Raw genomic sequence first — 20,869 nt, 5'->3', positions numbered from 1 at the left:
ATTCGCACTGCTATGCCACAAGAACAGGAACTTTGCCGGTGTTCGCTGGAATATCCGCAAATGTCGCTCAAGAACCCGCAGCGTCGTAGGGTCGTACAGACAATGGAAAAGGAATGGCATGGCTCCCGCAAAGGCACCGTACCGGGACAGCCGTCGCACTTCTGATGGAGGCCTGGTGGCAGTAACCCATGACGTCCCTCCCCAGCTCGACGAGCTGGTCTCCACAGCCCACCGGATTCGGCAGGCCATCGAATCGGTGATCGAGGGCAAGAGCGACGCCGTCCGCCTCACGCTGACCGTCTTGCTCGCAGAGGGCCATCTTCTGATCGAGGACGTGCCGGGTGTCGGCAAGACGATGCTGGCCAAGGCGCTGGCGCGCTCCATCGACTGCCCGGTGCGCCGCGTGCAGTTCACCCCCGACCTGTTGCCCAGCGACATCACCGGAGTGAGCGCCTACAACCAGCAGACGCGCGAATTCGAGTTCAAGCCGGGGCCCGTCTTCGCCAACATCGTGGTGGGTGACGAGATCAACCGTGCCTCCCCGAAGACGCAGTCCGCGTTGCTGGAGTGCATGGAGGAGCACCAGGTGACGGTGGACGGGCGCACGTACCAGCTCGACGCGCCGTTCATGGTGATCGCGACCCAGAACCCGATCGAGATGGAGGGCACCTATCCCCTGCCCGAGGCGCAGCGCGACCGCTTCACCGCGCGCGTCGCGATGGGCTACCCCGAGCCGACCGCCGAGCTGGAGATGCTCGACGTGCACGGGGGGACCTCGCCGCTCGACAAGCTGGAGCCGGTGGCGACGACGGCGGAGGTGCGCGCGCTGATCGAGGCCGTCCGCGGGATCTACGTCTCGCAGGCGGTCAAGAAGTACGCCATCGACCTGGTCGTGGCCACCCGTCACTCCCCCGACCTGCGGCTGGGCGCCTCTCCCCGGTCCACGCTGCAGCTCGTACGCGCCGCGCGGGCGCACGCGGCCCTGGCCGGGCGTGACTACGTCATCCCGGACGACCTCCAGGACCTGGCCATCCCCGTGCTGGCGCACCGCCTCCTGCCCAGCGTCGAGGCGCAGGGGCAGCGCCGCCTGCCCGAGCAGGTGGTGACGGATCTGATCAGGCGCGTACCGGTGCCGGAGACCCGCGCGTGAGAGCCGGGATGCGGGCGCTGACGTCCAGGGGCAGGTCGTTCCTGGCGTCCGGCATCGCGGCCCTGCTGATGGCGTTCCTGCTGGGCGAGAACGACCTGTTCAGGATCGGCGTGCTGGTGACGGCGCTGCCGCTGCTGGCCGCGATGGTGGTGGCGCGCACCCGCTACCGGCTGAGCTGCGCCAGGCGGCTGGACCCGCCGAGGGCCGAGGTGGGCGGAGAGGCCACCGTGACCCTGCGGCTGGAGAACGTCACCAGGCTGCCCACCGGCCTGCTGCTCATCGAGGACACGGTGCCGTACGCGCTGGGCGTGCGGCCCCGGTTCGTGCTGGACAGGGTGGAGCCGCGCGGCGTGCGGGAGATCGACTACCGGGTCCGCTCCGACCTGCGCGGCCGGTACACGATCGGGCCGCTGTCCATCCGCATCGCCGACCCGTTCGGGCTGGTGGAGCTGACCCGCTCGTTCACGATCAGCGACACGCTGGTGGTGACGCCGCACGTGGCGGCGCTGCCGCACGTACGGCTGTCGGGTGAGTGGACGGGCGGCGGCGACAGCAGGACCAGGAGCGTGGCGGCGGCCGGCGACGACGACGTGGCGCCGCGCGAGTACCGGCAGGGCGACGACCTGCGCCGGGTGCACTGGCGCTCGACGGCCCGCTACGGCGAGCTGATGGTGCGCCGCGAGGAGCAGCAGTGGCAGAGCCGCGGCGCGCTCCTGCTGGACACGCGCAGGCACGCGCACCGCGGCGAGGGCCCGCGCTCGTCGTTCGAGGTGGCGGTCTCGGCCGCGGCCTCGATCGGCGTGCACCTCGCCCACGAGGGGCTCGGCCTGCGGCTGGTCACCGACCAGGGCGCCGAGCACCTGACGGACTCCGGCCTGAGCTACTCGCTGCTCGACACCCTGGCCGTGGTACGGCACAGCCCGGCCCGCTCCCTGGAGATGGGCATCTCGGCGCTGCGCTCAGGCGGCGGCGACGGGCTGATCGTGGCGGTGCTCGGCGCGATGGACGCCGACGAGGCCAGGGAGCTGGCCAGGCTGCGGCACAGCGGCATCACCGGCGTGGCCGTGCTGCTCGACGTGAGCACGTGGGAGGGGCGCGACCGGGCCGCCGAGGACAACCACCAGGCCGTGCAGACCGTGCTGGCCGGGTACGGCTGGCGCATCGTACGGCTGCCCGCGGGCACCTCGATCGCCTCCGTCTGGCAGGACGCCGCCAACCGCGGCAGATACGCGCTCGGCCCCGCGGGAGGAGCGGCATGAGACTGACGATCGCCTCGGGAGTGGCCGCGTTCACCGCGGCCTTCCTGCTCTCCCCGCTCTTCCAGGGCGGCGGCTGGTTCTGGACCTCGCTCGGGGCCGTGCTGGCCGTGGTGGCGGCGGGCCTGGTGAGCAGCCGCCTGTCGCTGCCCGCATGGTCGGCGCCGTTCCTGGGCGTGGCCGCGACGTGGATCTACCTGACCGCGGCCTTCGCCTCGGAGGAGGCGTGGGCGTGGGTGGTGCCCACCAAGGGGTCGGTGGTGGAGCTGGCCAGGCTGCTGGGCGTCGGCTGGGCCGACATCCAGCGGTTCGCGGCCCCCGTACCGGAGACCGAGGGCATCACGCTGCTGACCGCCGGCGGGGTCGCGCTCATCGCGATCTGCGTGGACCTGCTCGCCGCGCGGGTGCGGCGAGCAGCTCTGTCAGGGCTGCCGCTGCTGGCGCTGGCCACGGTGCCGGCGACGATCCTCACCGAGCCGATCAGCTGGTGGGCGTTCATCGTGGCCGCGCTCGGGTTCGTCAGCCTGCTGATCGCCGACGGGCGCGAGCGGGTGGGCCACTGGGGCAGGGCGGTGCTGGTACGCCGTACCCGCCAGGCCACCGCGGGCACGCCGACCGGCAGCTCGGCGGACACCAGCGCCATGCGGCTGTCGGGCAAGCGCATCGGGTTCGCCGCGATCCTGCTGGCCGTGCTGCTGCCCGCGGCGCTGCCGGCCATGGAGCCGGTGTCGTTCTTCACGTTCGGCGTGGGCGGGCGCGGCGCCGGGCCGGGCAACTCGATCAGCATCCCGAACCCGATCGCGAACCTGAAGGGCCAGCTCGACCTGCCGGAGCGGCGGGTCGTCCTGACCTACGCCAACAACGACAACAAGCCCCGGTACCTGCGCATCTACGCGCTGGACACCTTCGACGGGCAGCAGTTCGGCATGACGCAGCCGAAGGGCGCGCCGCAGAACAGGACGGAGAACGGCCCGCTGCCCGATCCGCCGGGCCTCGGCCCCGAGGTCAAGCTCGGCAGCGTCGTCACCAACGTCCAGATCAGCGACGAGATCGCGCGGCTGCAGTTCCTGCCGCTGCCGTACCCGGCGAGGGAGATCCGGGTGGACGGCGACTGGCGGGCCGACGTGGACACGCTGATGGTCTTCTCCACCCGCGAGGAGGCCGCCGGCATCGAGTACGACGTCTCGACCAGCGAGCCGGAGCCCACCGTGGACCTGCTCGACTCCCTCGACGGCATCAGGCCCGAGGTGGACAGGCGCTTCCTCGCCCTGCCGGGCGACCTGCCGCCGGAGATCGCGGAGCTGGCCGACGAGGTCACGGCGGGCGCCAAGACCACCTACGACGCGGCGCTGAAGCTGCAGGAGTTCTTCACCAAGCCGGGCAACTTCCAGTACGACCTGCGCACGCAGGGACACAGCGGCTCGGCGCTGCGGGACTTCCTGATCCGTGACCGGGTCGGCTACTGCGAGCAGTTCGCCGCGTCGATGGCGGTGCTGGCCAGGCTGGTGGGCATCCCGTCGCGGGTGGCCATCGGCTACACGGGCGGCGTGCAGATCGGCGACCGCTGGGAGGTCGGCACCAACGACTCCCACTCCTGGCCGGAGCTGTACTTCGAGGGCGTGGGCTGGCTGCCGTTCGAGCCGACCCCGTCGGGTGCCGCCGGTCAGGGCAGCGCGCGCGTCCCGGTGTACGCCCAGCCGCGGCCGACCCCGACGCCCGGCACGAGCAGCACGCCGACGCCGGGGGCGACCAGCTCCTCCGCCGACGAGCCGCAGGACCCGACGGCCCGGCGCAACATCCGCGAGCTGGACCGCGAGGGCACGGTCGCGACCGGCACCCTGCCGCCCGACGACTCGATGCCGCTGATCGGCAAGATCGGCATCGGGGCGGCGGCGCTGGTGCTCGTCCTGCTGATCCCGGCCGGCCTGCGGCTGATCACCAGGAACCGGCGGGTGCGCAGCCTCGGCTGGAAGGTGTCGCAGCCTTCCGACGAGCTGACGGCCAGGATGGTCGCGGGCCGCAACCAGGTGACGGTCGCCGCCGCGTGGGCCGAGCTGGACGACGTGCTGTACGACTACGGCATGGCCCGCGAGTCCAGCGAGACCCCGCGGGCGCTGGCCCGGCGGCTGATCCAGCAGTACGAGTTCGACGCCGACTCGGCGGCGGCCGTCACGGCCATCGCCTCGGCGGTCGAGCGGGTGCTGTTCGCCCGGGATCCGGGCCGGATCGAGCCCATGAGCAAGGACCTGCGCAAGGTGCGGCAGGCGCTGGCGGTCACGGTGCCGCGCGGCCGGCGGGTACGGGCGGTGCTGCTGCCCCCGTCGACGCTGCGCCGGCTGCGGCAACTCGGCGAGCGCCTGCTGGACGGGTTCGACCTGCTGGAGACGATCAGGTTGCGGCGGACGGCGGCCCAGAAGGGCGGCTGAGGCACCGGATCCTCGGGTGCGGGTGATCGCTCACCCGCACCCGAGGATCCGCGCACCCGAGGATCCGCACACGCGAGCCTCGGCACGCGGGAGCTTGCGCCATGCGAGAGCTTCCGCACACGCGAGCTTCCGCATGCGAGGGCCGGACGGTCCTTCACACCCGGGGCCCCGTATCTCCCCGGCCGGACGAACCACTGCCCGCATGCGAAGGGGCACGACAGCACCGGACGCCCATCGGGCGGCGGGCACCGTCGAGCCCCGCGTTCACACCGACCGCACGTGCGGCCGTCCCCGGAAGAAGGGGGCGGCCGCGCGCAGTCGCTCTATCGATCGGGTCAGCGCTCGTCGTGACGACGGCGCCAGCGCTCTTCCATGCGCTCCATGAAACTGCCCCGGTTACCCCTGCGGGCCTGCTTGCCCGGAGGAGGTGCCGTGCCTGAGGCTGGGGCGGAGTCACCGAACCCATTCATCTTTTTCCAACTGGACAGGCCCCACAGACACGCGGCGAGCATGACCACGAAACCGCCGACGCCGAGCGGGATCAGACTCATCACCACGCCGACCATCATGATGACGACGCCCAGGGCAAAGCCGATGGAGGCTTTGATCAGGCGACGCTTGTAATGGCTGCGCGGGTCACTGATCCTTACGGTGTTGGCCCACTTCGGGTCCTCGGCGTAGAGGGCCTGCTCGATCTGGTCGAGCAAGCGCTGCTCGTGCTCAGAGAGCGGCACGGCGCCTCCCAAGGACGGCCCCAGGACGGGGAAGACGGCAACGGACGACACGGGGTGTCCGAACCTCGCGGTCGGTTATCCCCAGAATACGAGGCTGTAGACGTAGGCGAAAGCAAACGTCCAACGCAGACCAAACCGGAGGTGACGTCATGGCTCTATTGTGGCCCATCTCGCCCCCCTCTCCCCAAAATCCTGACACGGGCGCCCCCAGCATGTCCGGACATCGAACGTCATGTCTCTATTTCATCAAGCTTGCCACGTACGAGCGACGCCGGGAGCACCGCATCGGGCCCGAATCTTCGGATCGCCTTGTCCATGGCCTGCTCAGCCTCGCGCCACCCGGTCTCCTTCTCCCCCAGTGCGAGCTGGCGGGTGGCCTCGTCAGCCGGCCGCAGGTTCTCCATCCGCACCCCCACCAGGCGCAACCGCACCCGGTCGAGCCCGGCCGCCTCGAACAGCTCGCAGGCGGTGGCGTAGATCACCTGTGCCACGTCGGTCGGCTCACGCAGCGTGCGCGAGCGGTTGATCGTGGTGAAATCGGCTCGGCGTAGCTTCACACTTACAGTTCTTCCCACGTGACCGGCCTTACGCATGCGGGCCGCCACCCGCTCCGACAACCGCAGCAGCTCCCGCTTGATCACTTCGGGATCGTCGACGTCGGCCGCGAACGTCTCCTCGTTGCCGATGCTCTTGTCGGGCACGTGGGCGCTCACGGGCCGCTCGTCACGCCCCCAGGCCAGTGCCGCCAGATGGCCCCCCACGGCCTGCCCCAGCTCCCGCTGGAGCGTGCTGGGCGGCACTCTGGCCAGATCTCCGACCGTGCGGATGCCCAGGCGTACCAGGGACTGCTCGGTGCGCTCACCGACCCCCCACAGGGCCGACACGGGCAGCGGATGCAGGAAGTCGACGACCTGGTCGGCCGGCACCACCAGCAACCCGTCGGGCTTGCACTGCTTGGAGGCCAGCTTTGCCACGAATTTGCTGCTCGCCACGCCGACGGAGCAGGTGATGCCGTAGCGGTCGAGGACCTGCTCCCTGATCATCGCGGCCACCGCGGCGGGCGGGCCGAGTCGCCGCCGTGCGCCGCCGACGTCGAGGAACGCCTCGTCGGACGCGATCGGCTCCACCAGCGGGGTGATCGTGTGGAAGATCTCCATGACGCCCTTGGAGACCTCGGAGTACTTGACGTGGCTGGGCGGGATGATCGTGGCCTGCGGGCAGAGCCTGCGCGCCCTGCTCATCGGCATCGCCGAGTGCACGCCGAACGCCCTGGCCTCGTAGGTGGCGCTGAGCACGACGCCGCGCCCGGCCGGCGAGCCCACGATCACCGGGCGGCCGCGCAGCTCGGGACGGTCGAGCAGCTCGACGCTGGCGAAGAACGCGTCCATGTCGACGTGGAGGATCGGGCAGCCGCTGTCATCGACCCCGGTCCGCGGAGCGGGGCCGATGCCGGTGATCTGCTTGCGAGACACGCCTTCGAGTCTATCCGAACACGCGTTCTACACCGAGGGGAGCAATCATCCGTTCTTCCTTCAGCCGCGATGGCCGAGCACGTGGAGCTGCGTGGCGATGTCGCGCAGCACGGGATGGGTCGCGGCGGCCTGCTCCAGCGCCACCAGTGCCTCCGCCGCGCCGGGCTCGCCGTCGACGAGCCTGCTGGGCACCAGGTCGGCGAAGACCCGCACGCCGTGGATCGCGCCGACCGTGAACCCGGTCGCGGTCAGCAGCTCGACGAGCGTGTCGGCGGCGAAGCGCCGGGGCGTGGGGTCGCGGTCGCCCCAGGTGCCGCTCGGGTCGTCGAGCACCGCCCTGGCCTCCTCGAACTGGCCGGACAGCGCCCGGTGGATGGCGCTGGCGACGGGGTTGGCGGCCAGCACGCTGACGGCCCCGCCCCTGCGCAGCAGGGCCGCGACCGCGGTCAGCGCGCTGAGCGGGTCCTCGACGTACTCCAGCACGCTGTGGCACAGGACCAGGTCGGCGGAGTCGCGGTCGAGCAGGTCGCCCAGGTCGGCGGCGTCGCCCTGCAGGCCGCGCACGCTGACGCCCTGCTCCTTGGCGCGGCGCTCCAGCGCGGCCAGCGAGTCGGGGCTCGGGTCGACCACGGTGACGGCGTGACCGAGCGCGGCCAGCGGGACGGCGAACCCGCCCGTGCCGCCGCCTGCGTCGACGATGTCGAGCGACTCCCGGCCGGTGGCCGCCGTGCGCTCGGCCAGCATGGAGCGCAACGCGTCCCAGACGACGGCGGTCCGCACCGCCGGGGTCCTCGTGGTGACGCCTTCAGCACGCAACGTCGGCTCGCCTCTCTCCCCGCATGATGTGCACGCCCGCGAAGGTGCACGTCGCGAACGGCTCTCTTCGTGGTCGGGCCCCAGCCTACGCCGTACGCGGGAGCTCCCGCTCCCCACCGCCGATACCCGTTCCGCTCAGTCGCCGGACGGCATCCGTGGCACCGCCGAACGGGCCCACCGCGACGAAGGACGCGCCGCCGCACGGGCCCGGGCATGGAAAAGGGCGCGTCGCGGCTGGTGACGCGCCACTTTCCCGTACGGTCTCGCCACGGCCACACGGTCAGGCCCCCGCCCCGGGCTGCGGGTGCGACGCCTGACCGCGCGACGTTACACGTCCCTCGCCTCGCGCGAGCCGTGGTGCAGGCCGGCGTGGTTGGAACGTACCCCGAACGCGCCGCCCCGGCCCCTCAAAGACGCAATCGAAGGGGGTGTCTAAAGGGTGAGGCTTGGCTTGAGTTGCTTGAAGCGGGCGAGCAGGCCGTTGACGAACTGCGGGGACTCGTCGGTCGACAGCTCCCCCGCCAGGTGCACCCACTCGCTGATGACCACGCCCTCGGGCACGCCGGGCATCCAGAGCAGCTCGTACGTGCCACCACGCAGCAGGTTGCGGTCGACCGCGGGCATCCGGTCGAGTGTCCAGCCCTCGGCGTAGGTGGTGATCAGCTCGTCGATGCGCGCGTGGTGCCTGGCGACGCCCTCGACGATCGTCGAGGTGTACTCGTTCACCGGCGGCTCCTGCCGCTCCACGCGCTCGGCGAGGATCCGCAGCGGATCCTCGCTGCGCAGCTCGGCCTCGAAGAGGATGTCGAGTGCCCGCCTGCGTGCTTTGCCCCGTGCCGACACCTCAGGCCCGGCCGAGGTATTCGCCGCTGCGGGTGTCGACCTTGACCTTCTCGCCGGTGGTGATGAACAGCGGCACCTTGATCTCGGCGCCGGTCTCCAGCGTGGCGGGCTTGGTGCCGCCCGTGGAGCGGTCGCCCTGCAGGCCGGGCTCGGTGTTGGAGATGGTCAGCTCGACGGCGGCGGGCAGGTCGACGTAGAGCGCGGAGCCCTCGTTGAAGGCCACCGTGGCCAGGGTGTTCTCCAGCATGTAGTTGGCGGCGGTGCCGACCGTGGCGCTGGGCACGTTGACCATGTCGTAGGTCTCGGTGTCCATGAAGACGAAGTCGTCGCCGTCCTTGTACGAGTACTGCATCTCGCGCTTGTCGACGTTGGCCACCTCGACCTTCACGCCCGCGTTGAAGGTCTTGTCGACCACCTTGCCGGAGAGGACGTTCTTGAGCTTGGTGCGCACGAACGCGCCGCCCTTGCCCGGCTTGACGTGCTGGAACTCCACAACGGCCCACAGCTCACCGCCGTCGAGCTTCAGCACCATGCCGTTCTTGAGGTCGTTGGTCGTCGCCACTCGTTCTTCTCCCGCGTGTGGCCGCTCTAAAGGACGAGCAGCTCCTTGGTCGTCTTCGTGAAAAGTTCCGGCCCGCCCGCACGTGTGACGAGGGTGTCCTCGATCCGGACACCGCCCCGGCCCGGGAGGTACACCCCAGGCTCGACGGTGATCGGAACTCGATCCTCTAGTCTACCGGTCCGCGAAGGGCCCAGGAACGGCTCTTCGTGGATCTCCAGCCCCACACCGTGCCCGAGACCGTGCCTGAAGTACCCGCCGTGGCCCGCGTCCTCGATGACGGAGCGGGCGGCGGCGTCCACCTCGCCCGCCTGAACGCCGGGCGCCAGCGCGTGCCTGCCCGCCCGCTGGGCGGCGGCGACCAGCTCGTAGACCTCCCTCTGCCAGCCGGCGGGCGGGCCGAGGCTCACCGTCCTGGTCATGTCGGCGTGGTAGCCCTGGTAGCGGGCGCCGAAGTCCATGGTCACCAGGTCCCCGGCGCGCAGCTCCCGTGAGGTGGGGGCGTGGTGCGGGATCGCGCCGTGCTCGCCCGCCGCCACGATCGTGTCGAACGCGGGCTTGTCGGCGCCCAGCTCGGTCATGCGGCGATCGAGCAGCCCGGCCAGCTCGCGCTCGGTCATCCCGGGGGCGATGCGCGGGGAGACGTCGGCGAAGGCCTCGTCGGTGATGGCGCAGGCGGTACGGATCAGCTCCAGCTCGCCCTCCTCCTTCACCGCCCGCAGCACCTCCACCAGCGGCCCCAGCGGCACGAGCCCGTCGCCCAGCCTGCGGTAGGCCGCCACGCTCATGCCGGCGGCCTCGATGCCGACGCCGGGCGCCGCCAGCCTGCCCGCCACGTCGGCCACCTCGACGGACGGCACGTCCAGCCTGCGTGCCGCCTCGATGTAGCGGTTGTCGGTGGCCAGCATCGCGGTGCCGTCCATCCTGACCAGGACGGCGGCGTTCGAGCTGGCCAGGCCGGTGAGGTAGCGGACGTTGACGGGGGAGGTGACGAGCAGGGCGTGCACCTCGTGGGCGGGCAGCAGTTCGGCCAGCCGCGCCCGGCGCGCCGCGTAGTCGAAGGTCATCTGCCCAATGTACGCGTCACGCCCCTAACGTCACTATTGCCCGTCACGTCCCAAATGCCCGACGGTCGCCTACCGGGCGGGGACCTGCCAGTCGCGCATGAAGTCCGAGGCTGGGCCCGACCCGTCCATGTCGCCCTTCGCCTGGGCTCTGGCCAGCTCGCGGTAGACGTCGGCGATCTGTTCGAGCGTGGCGTCGATCTGCCCCTGCTCGTACTTCCTGGCCGCCTTGCGGATCTTGTCGCTGGCCTTTCCCGCGACCTTGGGGTTGATGCCGCCCATGCTCTGCTGCGCCATCAGCGCCTCGTCGAACTCCCGCAGCCACGTGGCGTACCCGCCGGGCGGGATCGCGTCGCCCAGCGTGGCCTTGGGGACCGAGGTCTCGCGCAGGGAGTCGGGCTCGTCGTCCTCGCCCGGGCCCGTGGTGACCTCGAAGCTCGGCGACGGCTCGGGGGTGTACGTCGGGGTCGGGGCCGTGGTGGCCTGCGCCGTCGGGGTGCTCACCGCGACGGGCGGCTCCTCACGGGAGCCCGCCCACATCACCATGCCGATGGTCACGGCCGCGATGACGACGACGGCGATGCCGAGCTGGAGGATCAGCTTGCGGTTGGGGGACGAGGGTGGCTCCGGCTCCAGGTCGCCCGCCTGGAAGACCGCCGTGTCACCGGCCCTGGGCGGCGGCCCGCCGATCCCGCCGGCCTGGAAGATCTCCGTCGCCCCCTGCCCGCCGACCCCGCCGGGCACCGTAGCCGGACCACCCCCACTGACGCCGGCCGCGCCCGCCGCTCCCTGGTGCAGGCCGGGGTCGCGCAGGGAGACGCCGGTCACCGGCGAGCCGGCCAGGCCGGGCTTGGGCCGTGCGATCGCCGCCAGCGACCGCCGGATGGCCTCGCCGCTGGCGGGCCGCTGCGCCGGGTCCTCGGCGAGCATGGCCAGCACCAGCCGGTCCAGCTCGGGCGGCACCTCACGCCTGATCGTGCCGGGCGGAACGGGCCGCCCCCCTGGTGCCGTCGCGTCCCCGCCCTCGAAGGGCGATCGCCCGCACAGCAGCTCGTACAGCACGCACCCCAGCGCGTACACATCCCCCGGAGCCTGCGCCGCCTCACCGCCGGCCCGCTCCGGTGCCACATACCGGCTCCCGGGGGCCACCGGCGCCCGCTCGTCCAAGGCGAACCCGACGACCTTGAGCACCCCGCTGCCGGCCTGGCGGAAGCTGTCGGCGTCCACGCGCCCGTGCACGACCCCGGCCCGGTGCGCGGCGTCCAGCCCGGCCGCCGCCTGCCCGATCAGGTCGCACACCTCGACGATCTTCATGGGCCCGCGCGCCGCCAGCTCCTCCCCCAGGCTGAGCCCGGTGAGGAACTCCATGACCAGGAACGGAGCCCCGTCGTGCTCGCCGACGTCGAGGACCATGGCCACGTTCGGATGGATGACCCTGGCCACGGCCTGGGCGTGCTGCCTGAGCACCTCCCGGGTGGCGGCCCCGGCCGCCCTGGCGCCGAGCACCTTCACGGCCACGACCCAGTCGGCCCGCGTGTCGTACCCGCGCCACACCTCACCCATCGGCCCGCCGCCGATGCGCTCGTCAAGCCGGTACCGGTCGGCGACCAAGGACGGCGCACGCTCTGTCCCGTCGGACATATTCCCGCCAAATACTCGAACATCAGGATTTTCGACCAACCATAGGGCCCGCACGCCCCCACCCGCCCCACTTCGCCCGGGCACGCCCTCGACATAACGACTTTCGTTATTTACGATTATCGTTATGCCAACTCGCTGGATCATCCGACTGGAGACTCTGCTGAGCACCGCCCTGGTCCTGGGCGTCCTCGGCGCGCTGGCCGCGCTCGCCGGCACCGTCGCGATCGCGTTCTTCGGCGTTCCGCACGGCATCGGCATCCCCCTGACCGTCTTCGACGTCCCGACCGCGGGGATGACCGCGGGCGGCGCCACCGTCGACGACGTCACCGCCGAGGTGACGGTCCACCCGAACGGCGCCTCGCCGCTGGGCGGCCTGCTCCATCTGCTGATGTGGGCGCCCGGCGCGGTGACGGTGCTGCTGGCGCTGTTCGCGGTGGTCCGCGCGCTGCGCAGGGCCAGGTCGGGTGATCGTGCCCTGTTCTCCGCCGTCACGGCCCGTCACCTGCGCACGCTGGGCTGGACCCTGATCGTGGGCTCGCTCGTGTCGGGCGTGCTCGGGTCCGTGGCGCAGACCATACTCTCTGCCATGCTGCTGACCGAGAGGTATCCGTTCTACGCACCCCCGGGCGAGGTGATCGGCGGCGTCGTGGCGGGGATGGCCGCGCTCGGCGTCTCGGAGATCGTGCGCCGGGGCCTGGCCCTGCTCGAAGAGGTCGAGGCCACGATCTGATGGCCGAGCCCGTCATCAGGGTGCGGCTGGACGAGCTGCTCAAGGAGCGCGGCATGACGCTCACCGAGCTGTCGCACCGCGTGGAGATCACCGTGGTCAACCTGTCGATACTGAAGAACGGCCACGCCAAGGCCGTGCGCTTCTCGACGCTGGCGCGCCTGTGCGAGGCGCTGGGGTGCCAGCCGGGAGACCTCCTGACGTACGAATGAGGGGGCGGCCGCGGCCACCCCCTCACCTTTCAGCCCCGATCAGGCCGCGGCGGGCTCCGGCACGCGCGGCGCGGGCGCGCTGTCGAGCGACTGCGGCGGCGCGTTGAAGACCGCCGTGTCCAGGCGCCCCTCGGAGCGCGCCACGAGCACCGGCACGACGAGCTGCCCTGCCACGTTGGTCGCGGTGCGGATCATGTCGAGGATCGGGTCGATCGCCAGCAGCAGGCCGACGCCCTCCAGCGGCAGCCCCAGGGTGCTGAGCGTGAGCGTCAGCATGACGGTGGCGCCGGTCAGGCCCGCCGTGGCGGCCGAGCCGACCACCGAGACGAACGCGATCAGCAGGTAGTCACCGAACCCGAGCGGCACGCCGAACACCTGGGCCACGAAGATCGCGGCCAGCGCCGGGTACACCGAGGCGCAGCCGTCCATCTTGGTGGTGGCGCCGAACGGCACCGCGAACGAGGCGTAGTCGCGGTCCACGCCGTTGCGCTCGACCGTGACGCGCTGCGTCAGCGGCAGCGTCCCGACCGAGGAGCGGGAGACGAAGGCCAGCTCGATGGCGGGCCAGGCGTTGCGGAAGAACGTGATGGGGCTGACCTTGCCCCACACGGCCAGCAGCGTCGGGTAGACGGCCAGCAGCACCACGAAGCAGCCGAGGTAGACCCCGGCGCTGAACTTGGCCAGCGGCGCCAGCAGCTCCCACCCGTACGTGGACACGGCCTTGCCGATCAGGCCCGCGGTGCCGATGGGCGCCAGCCGCAGCACCCACCACAGCGCCTTCTGCACCAGCTCCAGCACGGAGCGGGCGAGGTTCAGGAACGGCTCGGCCTTCTCGCCGACGGCCATGGCCGCCGCACCGAGGACGACTCCCAGAAACACGATCTGGAGGACGTTCACCTCGGTGAAGGCCGTCACGACGTTGGTCGGCAGGATGCCGGTGACGAAGTCGAGCCAGGTGCCCTGGGTGTCCGAGGGCTTGGCCGCGGAGGTGTCGAGGGTGACGCCCTGGCCGGGGTTGATGAGCAGGCCCAGCCCGATCGCCAGCGAGACCGAGACGAACGCCGTGATCAGGAACCACAGCAGTGTCTTGGAGGCGAGCCGGGCCGCGCCGTTGACGTTGCGCAGGTTGGCCACGCTGACCAGCACGGCGGTGAAGACGAGCGGCGGCACGGCCAGCTTCAGGAGCTGGACGAAGATCGAGCCGACCTGCTTCAGCGTCTCACTGAGCCAGGCCACGTCCCAGATCTTGGCGGCGAAGCCGAGCGCGACGCCGACGGCCAGGCCCAGCAGGAGCTGCAGGGAAAAGGAGAATCTCTTCACGGATGAGGAAACCTTCGTGCGAAGGGCATGCCGCGACGGCACGCCTGGTGAGGGGTGTGGACGGTCTGGGACGGCCGTCAGCGACACAGCGACCCGTGCAACCGGCACAGGTCGATGTGCAGCCGCTCGACGAGCCACACGAACACCAGGGAAAACCTCACGAGGTCACACAACACCCACTAAAAGTGGAGCATTCCCCACGAATCGGGTGATCTACCTCACTAGGCGGCCCACTCCTTGATCGTCTCGATCAGCCGCACCCGCTCCTCGTGCGTCCCCGCGAGCGGCGTCACGTTCAGGGTCGTCACGCCCGACTCCTTCATCGCCTGCAGCCGGTCGCGGACGAAGCCCTCGCTGCCGACCAGCGACATCTTCTCCAGCAGCTCGGCCGGCACCAGCGCCGCCGCCTCCTCCTTCTTGCCCTGGAGGTAGAGGTCCTGGATCTGCTCGGCCTCCTTCTCGTAGCCGTAGCGCCTGGCCAGGTCGTTGTAGAAGTTGCGGCCCTTGGCGCCCATGCCGCCGATGTACAGGGCCGCCATCGGCCGCCCGAACTCCAGCAGCCCGGCCACGTCGTCGCCGATCGCCAGGCTCGCCTGGGCGATCACGTCCAGCTCGCCCAGCTCGGGGTCGCGCCTGGCCTTGCCGGCGGCCAGCGAGGGCCCCCACACCTCGGCGGCCTTCTCGGGCACGTAGAAGATCGGCTCCCAGCCCTCGGCCAGCTCGGCGGTCAGCTCGACGTTCTTGGGGCCGATGGCGGCCACCACGATGGGGATGCGGGAGCGCACCGGGTGGTTGATGATCTTCAGCGGCTTGCCCAGGCCCGTGCCCTGGTCGGCCGGCAGCGGCACCGTGTAGTGCCTGCCGTCGTACTGGACGCGCTCGCGCCGCCAGACCTGGCGGCAGATCTCGATGACCTCCCTGGTACGCCCCAGCGGCGCGGTGTACGGCACCCCGTGGAAGCCCTCGATCACCTGCGGCCCCGAGGCGCCGATGCCGAGCGTGAACCGCCCGTCGGAGACGTAGTCGAGCCCGGCGGCCGTCATGGCCATCAGCGTCGGCGTGCGGGAGTAGATCGGCAGGATGCCCGAGGCGATCTGCACCCGCTCGGTCCTGGCCGCGATGTAGCCCATCTGGCTGACCGCGTCGAAGGAGTACGCCTCGGCCACGAACACGATGTCGAGCCCGGCCTTCTCGTAGTCGGCCAGCTCGGCCACCGATTCCTTGAAACCGCCGGAGTACTTGAGTGCCATACCGATGCGCATGCCGGGCTCCCGCTGGACCGAATGATGTTCTGTTACGACTCGGACATGTTATCGCGAGGGCGTCGCGGGGTGGGAGCCACTAGCCTGGTTCAGGTGCTGAGTCGCGTCGTCGTCGTCGGGTCCGTGCTCGTGGCCGCGGCCCTGGCGGGGCACGGGCTGATCCCCGCGCTCGGCGGGTTCACGCCCGTCCTCGAGAGCCTGCTGCCCTGGATCGGGCTGGCCGTTCCGGTGCTGCTCGCGGGCGCCGCGGTGGCACGGTCCACCGCTGCCGCCGCCGCGGCGCTGGTGCCCGGCCTGGTGTGGGCCTTCATGTTCGGCTCCACGCTCCTGCGCACGCCGCCCGGCGGGCCCAGCGACCTGACGGTCGGCACCGTCAACGTGGGCGTGCGCAACAGCGCGTCGGGCGAGGCCGTCCGCGTGATCGCCAAGGACCTCGACGTGCTCGCCGCCCAGGAGCTGACCACGGGCGGGCCGGCGGCCAAGCAGCTCAACAAGATGTTCAAGTACCACTACCCGGTCAGCACGGTCGGCCTGTGGAGCCGCTACCCGATCAGCGACACCAAGCCCCTCGACGTGGGCCTCGGCTGGCCGCGCGCCCTGCGCGCGGTCATCACCACCCCCAAGGGCAAGGTGACGGTCTACGTCATGCACCTCGCCTCGGCCAGGCCCGGCCACACCGCCTCGCGCGACGCCTCGCTGGCGCACGCGCGCAAGCTCCTCGACGCCGACCGCAGCAAGCGCGTCCTGCTGCTCGGCGACCTCAACACCGCCACCACCGACCGGGGCATGCGCGGCCTGACGCCGCCGCTGACCGACGCGCAGAGCGTGGCGGGCGACGGGTTCGGGTTCACCTGGCCCTCGGAGTTCCCGATCACCCGGCCCGACCACATCCTGTTCAGAGGGATGACGGCGACCGAGGCCGGGGTGGCCCCGGCCACCGGCAGCGACCACCGGGCCGCGATCGCGTCGCTACGCCTGTAGGCGGGCCAGGTCCTCGGGCGTGTCGATGTCGGCCGGGTCACCGTGCCCGTCGCACGGCACCTCGGTGACCAGCTCGGGGTGCGCCTGCATGAACGGCCGCGCCCCGACGTCGCCCTCGGCCAGCTCCGCCACCCCGGCCCAGTGCGCGCGGGCGATCAGCACGGGGTTCCTGCGCCGGCCCCCGTAGGTCGCCACCGCCAGCCCGGCGGCGCCCGCGCCGATCAGCGCGCGCACCGCGCCCGGCCCGATCAGCGGCTGGTCGATCAGCGCGACCACCACCGACTCCGCCTCCTCCGGCAGCGCGGCCAGCCCGACCCGCAGCGACGAGCCCATGCCGGAGGCCCAGTCCGGGTTGCGTACGATGACGGCCCCGCGCACCTGCACCGTGGCCGCGCCGAGCACCACCACGACCGGATGGCAGCCGCCCTCCTCCAGCAGCCGCACCCCCCGGTCCACCAGCCGCTCCCCGGCGAACTCCACCGTGGCCTTGGGCCGGCCCAGCCGGGTGCCCTCGCCGGCCGCGAGCAGCAGGCCGGCCGTCCGCGACGACCTCATGGCGCCTCCTGAGGCAGCTCGTGGTGGATGCGTCCTTCAGTCGTGGACAGCGGCCGCCCCGAGCCGCCCCAGCGCAGCTGGATCAGCTCGGCGGCGATCGACACGGCCGTCTCCTCCGGCGTCCGCGCCCCCAGGTCGAGACCGATCGGCGATCTCAGCCTGGCCAGCTCTTCGTCGGTGAGCCCGGCCTCGCGCAACCGGGACAGGCGGTCGTCGTGGGTGCGGCGCGAGCCCATGGCGCCGACGTACCCGGCCTCGGTGCGCAGCGCCACCTCCAGCAGCGGCACGTCGAACTTGGGGTCGTGGGTCAGCACGCAGATCACCGTACGCTCGTCCACCTGCACGGAGGCCAGGTAGTCGTGCGGCCACTTGACCACGACCTCGTCGGCGTCGGGGAACCGCTTGGCGGTGGCGAAGATCGGCCGCGCGTCGCACACCGTGACGTGGTAGCCGAGGAACTTGCCCACCCTGGCCACCGCCGCGGCGAAGTCGATCGCGCCGAACACCAGCATCCGCGGCGGCGGCGCGAAGGAGTGCACGAAAACCGCCAGATCGTCCAGCCGCCGCTCGCCCTGCCCGCCGTAGTGCCGCAGGCCGGTCAGCCCCTGGGCGAGCATGCCGCGCGCGTCGTCGTCCACGGCGTCGTCGAGGCGTTCGAGGCCGAGCGTGCCGCTCGCGCGGTCCGGCCAGATGACGCGGCGGGCGCCGACCTGGCCGGGGCCGGAGACGACGGTGACCACGGCGACCGGCTCGTGCGCGGCCACCGACGCCGCGATCTCGCCCAGCTCGGGGAAGGTCTCGATCGAGACGGGCTCCACCAGGATGTCGATGATGCCGCCGCAGGTGAGCCCGACGGCGAAGGCGTCGTCGTCGCTGACGCCGTACCGCTGCAGGACGGGGCCGTCGATCTCGGTCGCCAGCTCGAACACGGCGCCCTCGACGCAGCCGCCCGAGACGCTGCCGACCACCTCGTCGCCGCGCACCGCCATCGCCGCGCCCGGCGGCCTGGGCGCGCTGCTCCACGTGCCGACCACCGTGGCCAGCCCGAACCTGAGCCCCGACCGCCACCACTTCATGATCTCCGGGAGCACGTCACGCATGGGCGAGCCTTTCGCTGAGTTGCTCGAAGGCGGCCAGGCTGTGCCCGGCCACCAGGTCGTCGAGGTACGGCAGGGCGGCCCGCATGCCACCGGTGAGCGGCTGGTAGTCCGCGTACCCCTTGTGCGGGTTGACCCAGATCACCCGGTACGCCTGCCTGGCCAGCCTGGCCAGCTGCGTGCCCAGCAGCTCCGGGTCACCTCGTTCCCACCCGTCGGAGGCGATCAACGCTATCGCGCCCCTGGCGCTGAACCGGGCGAGGTACTCCTTGAGCTCCTCCCCCAGCCGGGTGCCGCCGCTCCAGTCGGGGATGACCTTGGACACCTCGTTCAGCGCGGTGCCCGGGTCGCGGTGGCGCAATTCGGCGGTGATCGGGGTGAGCCGGGTGCCGACCGAGTAGACCCTGGTGGCCCTCGGCTCGCTCCTGACCAGCGCGTGCGCGAAGCGCAGCAGGGTCTCGGCGTACGGGGCCATCGAGCCGCTGACGTCCACGAACATCACCACCGGGCGCGGCCTGGTGGTGTGCCTGCGGTGCCTGAGCCTGGCCACCTCGCCCTTCCTGAGCGCGTCGCGGATGGTGCGGCGCTGGTCCAGGCGGCCCCGGTGGGCGCTCTCGAACCGCCTGGAGCGCCGCCGCGCCCTGCCGCCCTTCAGCAGCGCCAGCATGCGGTGCACCTCGGCCCGCTCGGCCTCGGTGAGCCGGGCGACGTCGCGGTGGCGCAGCACCTCGATGCGGCTCGCGGTGGCGGGAGCCGGCGTGCCGTCGTCGTCGCCGCTCTCGCCGTCGTCCTGACGCTCGGCCAGGTGACGGGTGACGCTGGTGGTCGCGGCGCGCGACAGCACCGCCTTGCGCCCGCCGAAGTACGCGTCGAAGCACCGGTCGTAACGGGGCAGGTCGTCGGGCGTGGCGCACAGCGTGAGCCGGCCGGCCCAGTACACCTCGCCCTGGTCGGTGACGTCGAGGTGGTCCAGCGCCCTGAGCAGGTTCTGCGTGCGCTCGTGGTCGGCCGCGACGCCCGCGGCGCGCAGCGTCCTGGCGAAGCCCGTCATGGTGGCGGCCAGCTCATCCATGGGAGAGCAGCCCGTTGCCGATCACCGCCGCCACGTCCTCCCGGTACTTCAGCGCCGCGCCCAGCGTGGCGGCGGCCCGGTCCGGGTCGAGCTCCTTGGCGCCCAGCGTCAGCAGCGCCTCCGTCCAGTCGAGCGTCTCGGCCACGCCCGGCGGCTTGACCAGGTCGGCCTGCCGCAGCCGCTCGGCCGCCCGCGCCACCTGCACGGCCAGCGTCTCGGTGCAGCCGGGCAGCCGCCGCAGCAGGATGGCCACCTCGCGGTCGAAGCCGGGGTGCTCCAGCCAGTGGTAGAGGCAGCGCCGCTTGAGCGCGTCGTGCACCTCGCGCGTCCTGTTCGAGGTGACCACGACCACCGGCGGCGTGCCGGCCTTGACCGTGCCCAGCTCGGGGATCGAGATGGTGAAGTCCGACAGCACCTCCAGCAGGAACGCCTCGAACTCGTCGTCCGCCCGGTCGATCTCGTCCACCAGCAGCACGCTCGGCTGCGTCTCGATCGCCTTCAGCAGCGGCCTGGCGATGAGGAACCTGCGGTCGTAGATCTCCCCCTCCAGCCTGCTCACGTCGGTGATCCCGGCCGCCTCGGCGGCCTTGAGGTGGAGGAGCTGGCGGGCGAAGTCCCAGTCGTACAGCGCCTGGGCCGCGTCCAGGCCCTCGTAGCACTGGAGCCTGATGAGCGGCGCCTTCAGCAGCGCGGCGAGCGTCTTGGCCAGCTCCGTCTTGCCGACCCCCGCCTCCCCTTCGAGGAAGAGCGGGCGCCCCATCCGCAACGCGAGGAAGGCGGCCGTGGCCAGGCCCTCGTCGGCCAGGTAGGCGTGCCGGTCGAGGAGCTCGATGAGCTTCTCCGGCGACTCGATGTCCATTGCCCTGATTGTCCGCCGCAGCACGCCTTCAGGCTACGTCGCCACTCGCTTCGGCGATAATCACCCGAAGTGACCATCACAGCATGTAAGCTCTTGCTCACCGACCGAAAGGACGACCAGGCGTGCCCGTACCCCCCGGCATGCCGGAGTCGTGGGACGACCACCACGTGACCCCGGCAACGAGAGAGCAACGCAAGATCACCGCCGCCCGCAGGGCGATCGACGTCGCCCTGCAGACCCGCTTCCTGTGGGTCAGCCAGGAGAAACGCGAAGCCATCGCCACCTGCGAGGATCTGGAGCTGCTCCAGCGGTGGCTGATCCGCATCCTCACCGTCGACACGGTGGAGGAGCTGTTCGCCGAGCCGGGCTAGGCCTCGCGCGCCTCGCCGCGCTCCCGGATCAGCGCCCGCAGCTCCGCCGTGGCCCGGCGGGCGCGGGCCTTCTCCGAGCCCTGGATCCCCATGGCCCCGACCGTACGCCCGTCCGACAGGTCGAGCCGCGGCCACGGGTCGCCGACCACCATCGTGACCCCGAGCACCTCCGGCCACGTCACCCGCTGCGTACGCACCGCGTTGACGATCGTCAGGCCCTCGTCGTCGGCCTCCACCCGCACCCGCCCCAGCAGGTGCAGCACCCAGGCCACCGCGCAGCCGAACGCCACGATGGCCACCCGGTCGGGCAGCTTGAACGGCTGCGCGATGAAGACCGCCATCACCACCGCCCCCAGCACGATCACGGCCGCGAAGCCGTAGGCGACGACGCGGCCCCGGCGCGGGCGCCAGGTGACGGGCAGGGGCGGAGGGGATACGGGCTCTGACACGAG

22 protein-coding genes are annotated in these 20,869 nt (G+C 71.7%); 7 read left to right on the top strand and 15 right to left on the bottom strand.

Annotated elements, in window-relative coordinates:
- Positions 1–175 precede the first annotated feature (175 nt).
- From LCN96_RS18335 to LCN96_RS18325, 3 genes are read left to right on the top strand one after another with little or no spacing between them, the layout of a single operon-like run.
- Positions 176–1,150 carry an AAA family ATPase gene (locus LCN96_RS18335; protein ID WP_225273955.1) on the top strand — a complete coding sequence of 325 codons (975 nt, stop codon included), beginning with the start codon at positions 176–178 and terminating at the stop codon, positions 1,148–1,150.
- Positions 1,147–2,409 (top strand): DUF58 domain-containing protein, encoded by a 1,263-nt coding sequence (locus tag LCN96_RS18330; protein ID WP_225273954.1) that lies wholly within the window; start codon positions 1,147–1,149, stop codon positions 2,407–2,409. Before LCN96_RS18335 ends, LCN96_RS18330 begins: the two co-directional genes overlap by 4 nt.
- Positions 2,406–4,832 (top strand): transglutaminase family protein, encoded by a 2,427-nt coding sequence (locus tag LCN96_RS18325; RefSeq protein WP_225273952.1) that lies wholly within the window; start codon positions 2,406–2,408, stop codon positions 4,830–4,832. Before LCN96_RS18330 ends, LCN96_RS18325 begins: the two co-directional genes overlap by 4 nt.
- Before the next feature lie 335 nt (positions 4,833–5,167).
- Here LCN96_RS18325 and LCN96_RS18320 read toward each other — a convergent pair whose 3' ends face one another.
- The 7 genes from LCN96_RS18320 to LCN96_RS18290 all read right to left on the bottom strand — a co-directional run bounded on the left by LCN96_RS18320 (position 5,168) and on the right by LCN96_RS18290 (position 11,961).
- Complete coding sequence (locus LCN96_RS18320) at positions 5,168–5,566, bottom strand: DUF3040 domain-containing protein (protein ID WP_225273951.1); 399 nt, start codon at positions 5,564–5,566, stop codon at positions 5,168–5,170.
- A 230-nt stretch (positions 5,567–5,796) separates the two neighbouring features.
- The gene (locus LCN96_RS18315) at positions 5,797–7,038 is read right to left on the bottom strand and encodes a DNA polymerase IV (protein WP_225273950.1); all 1,242 of its coding nucleotides are present in this window, start codon (positions 7,036–7,038) and stop codon (positions 5,797–5,799) included.
- A gap of 60 nt (positions 7,039–7,098) precedes the next feature.
- Positions 7,099–7,818, bottom strand: coding sequence for a methyltransferase domain-containing protein (locus tag LCN96_RS18310; RefSeq protein ID WP_225273949.1), 720 nt, complete (start codon positions 7,816–7,818; stop codon positions 7,099–7,101).
- A gap of 468 nt (positions 7,819–8,286) precedes the next feature.
- Entirely contained in the window at positions 8,287–8,697 is a 411-nt protein-coding gene (gene nusB, locus LCN96_RS18305; protein WP_225273947.1) for a transcription antitermination factor NusB, read from the bottom strand.
- 1 nt (position 8,698) lies between these two features.
- Positions 8,699–9,259 carry an elongation factor P gene (gene efp, locus LCN96_RS18300; protein WP_225273946.1) on the bottom strand — a complete coding sequence of 187 codons (561 nt, stop codon included), beginning with the start codon at positions 9,257–9,259 and terminating at the stop codon, positions 8,699–8,701.
- A 26-nt stretch (positions 9,260–9,285) separates the two neighbouring features.
- Positions 9,286–10,323 (bottom strand): M24 family metallopeptidase, encoded by a 1,038-nt coding sequence (locus LCN96_RS18295; RefSeq protein ID WP_225273945.1) that lies wholly within the window; start codon positions 10,321–10,323, stop codon positions 9,286–9,288.
- Between the two features lie 69 nt (positions 10,324–10,392).
- Positions 10,393–11,961 carry a serine/threonine-protein kinase gene (locus LCN96_RS18290; protein ID WP_225273944.1) on the bottom strand — a complete coding sequence of 523 codons (1,569 nt, stop codon included), beginning with the start codon at positions 11,959–11,961 and terminating at the stop codon, positions 10,393–10,395.
- Between the two features lie 124 nt (positions 11,962–12,085).
- Here LCN96_RS18290 and LCN96_RS18285 point away from each other — a divergent pair, with 124 nt between their 5' ends.
- Positions 12,086–12,691, top strand: a complete 606-nt coding sequence (locus LCN96_RS18285; protein WP_225273943.1) for a DUF2975 domain-containing protein — start codon at positions 12,086–12,088, stop codon at positions 12,689–12,691.
- Complete coding sequence (locus LCN96_RS18280) at positions 12,691–12,900, top strand: helix-turn-helix domain-containing protein (RefSeq protein WP_080041076.1); 210 nt, start codon at positions 12,691–12,693, stop codon at positions 12,898–12,900. Before LCN96_RS18285 ends, LCN96_RS18280 begins: the two co-directional genes overlap by 1 nt.
- Before the next feature lie 39 nt (positions 12,901–12,939).
- Here LCN96_RS18280 and LCN96_RS18275 read toward each other — a convergent pair whose 3' ends face one another.
- The 3 genes from LCN96_RS18275 to LCN96_RS18270 all read right to left on the bottom strand — a co-directional run bounded on the left by LCN96_RS18275 (position 12,940) and on the right by LCN96_RS18270 (position 15,482).
- Positions 12,940–14,220: a dicarboxylate/amino acid:cation symporter gene (locus LCN96_RS18275; protein WP_225273942.1), complete on the bottom strand. Its 1,281-nt coding sequence runs from the start codon at positions 14,218–14,220 to the stop codon at positions 12,940–12,942.
- A 77-nt stretch (positions 14,221–14,297) separates the two neighbouring features.
- On the bottom strand, positions 14,298–14,360 hold the full coding sequence (locus LCN96_RS57420) for a putative leader peptide (protein ID WP_350729229.1): 63 nt from the start codon (positions 14,358–14,360) through the stop codon (positions 14,298–14,300).
- An 81-nt stretch (positions 14,361–14,441) separates the two neighbouring features.
- Positions 14,442–15,482, bottom strand: a complete 1,041-nt coding sequence (locus LCN96_RS18270; RefSeq protein WP_225273941.1) for an LLM class F420-dependent oxidoreductase — start codon at positions 15,480–15,482, stop codon at positions 14,442–14,444.
- Positions 15,483–15,575: 93 nt separating this feature from the next.
- On the opposite strand from LCN96_RS18270, the gene LCN96_RS18265 reads away from it, so the two are divergent.
- Entirely contained in the window at positions 15,576–16,463 is an 888-nt protein-coding gene (locus tag LCN96_RS18265; RefSeq protein ID WP_225273940.1) for an endonuclease/exonuclease/phosphatase family protein, read from the top strand.
- Here the strand turns inward: LCN96_RS18265 and LCN96_RS18260 are convergent.
- The 4 genes from LCN96_RS18260 to LCN96_RS18245 are packed head-to-tail and all read right to left on the bottom strand — an operon-like array spanning position 16,452 to position 20,046.
- Positions 16,452–17,018: a nucleotidyltransferase family protein gene (locus LCN96_RS18260; RefSeq protein ID WP_225273939.1), complete on the bottom strand. Its 567-nt coding sequence runs from the start codon at positions 17,016–17,018 to the stop codon at positions 16,452–16,454. The genes LCN96_RS18265 and LCN96_RS18260 overlap by 12 nt on opposite strands.
- A complete protein-coding gene (locus LCN96_RS18255) occupies positions 17,015–18,118 on the bottom strand; it encodes an XdhC family protein (protein WP_225273937.1) in 1,104 nt (367 codons plus the stop codon). The genes LCN96_RS18260 and LCN96_RS18255 overlap by 4 nt, the downstream gene beginning before the upstream one ends.
- Entirely contained in the window at positions 18,111–19,187 is a 1,077-nt protein-coding gene (locus LCN96_RS18250; RefSeq protein WP_225273936.1) for a vWA domain-containing protein, read from the bottom strand. The genes LCN96_RS18255 and LCN96_RS18250 overlap by 8 nt, the downstream gene beginning before the upstream one ends.
- Positions 19,180–20,046 carry an AAA family ATPase gene (locus tag LCN96_RS18245; RefSeq protein WP_225273935.1) on the bottom strand — a complete coding sequence of 289 codons (867 nt, stop codon included), beginning with the start codon at positions 20,044–20,046 and terminating at the stop codon, positions 19,180–19,182. Before LCN96_RS18245 ends, LCN96_RS18250 begins: the two co-directional genes overlap by 8 nt.
- 122 nt (positions 20,047–20,168) lie before the next feature.
- On the opposite strand from LCN96_RS18245, the gene LCN96_RS18240 reads away from it, so the two are divergent.
- Positions 20,169–20,417, top strand: coding sequence for a hypothetical protein (locus LCN96_RS18240; protein WP_225273933.1), 249 nt, complete (start codon positions 20,169–20,171; stop codon positions 20,415–20,417).
- On the opposite strand, the gene LCN96_RS18235 is transcribed toward LCN96_RS18240, so the two are convergent.
- Positions 20,414–20,866: a PH domain-containing protein gene (locus tag LCN96_RS18235; protein WP_225273932.1), complete on the bottom strand. Its 453-nt coding sequence runs from the start codon at positions 20,864–20,866 to the stop codon at positions 20,414–20,416. The two genes, LCN96_RS18240 and LCN96_RS18235, sit on opposite strands and share 4 nt — an antisense overlap.
- Between the last annotated feature and the right edge of the window lie 3 nt (positions 20,867–20,869).

The sequence above is a fragment of the Nonomuraea gerenzanensis genome (genome assembly GCF_020215645.1).
Classification (GTDB): Bacteria; Actinomycetota; Actinomycetes; order Streptosporangiales; family Streptosporangiaceae; genus Nonomuraea; species Nonomuraea gerenzanensis.
This window is presented reverse-complemented; position numbering and strand designations above follow the sequence as displayed.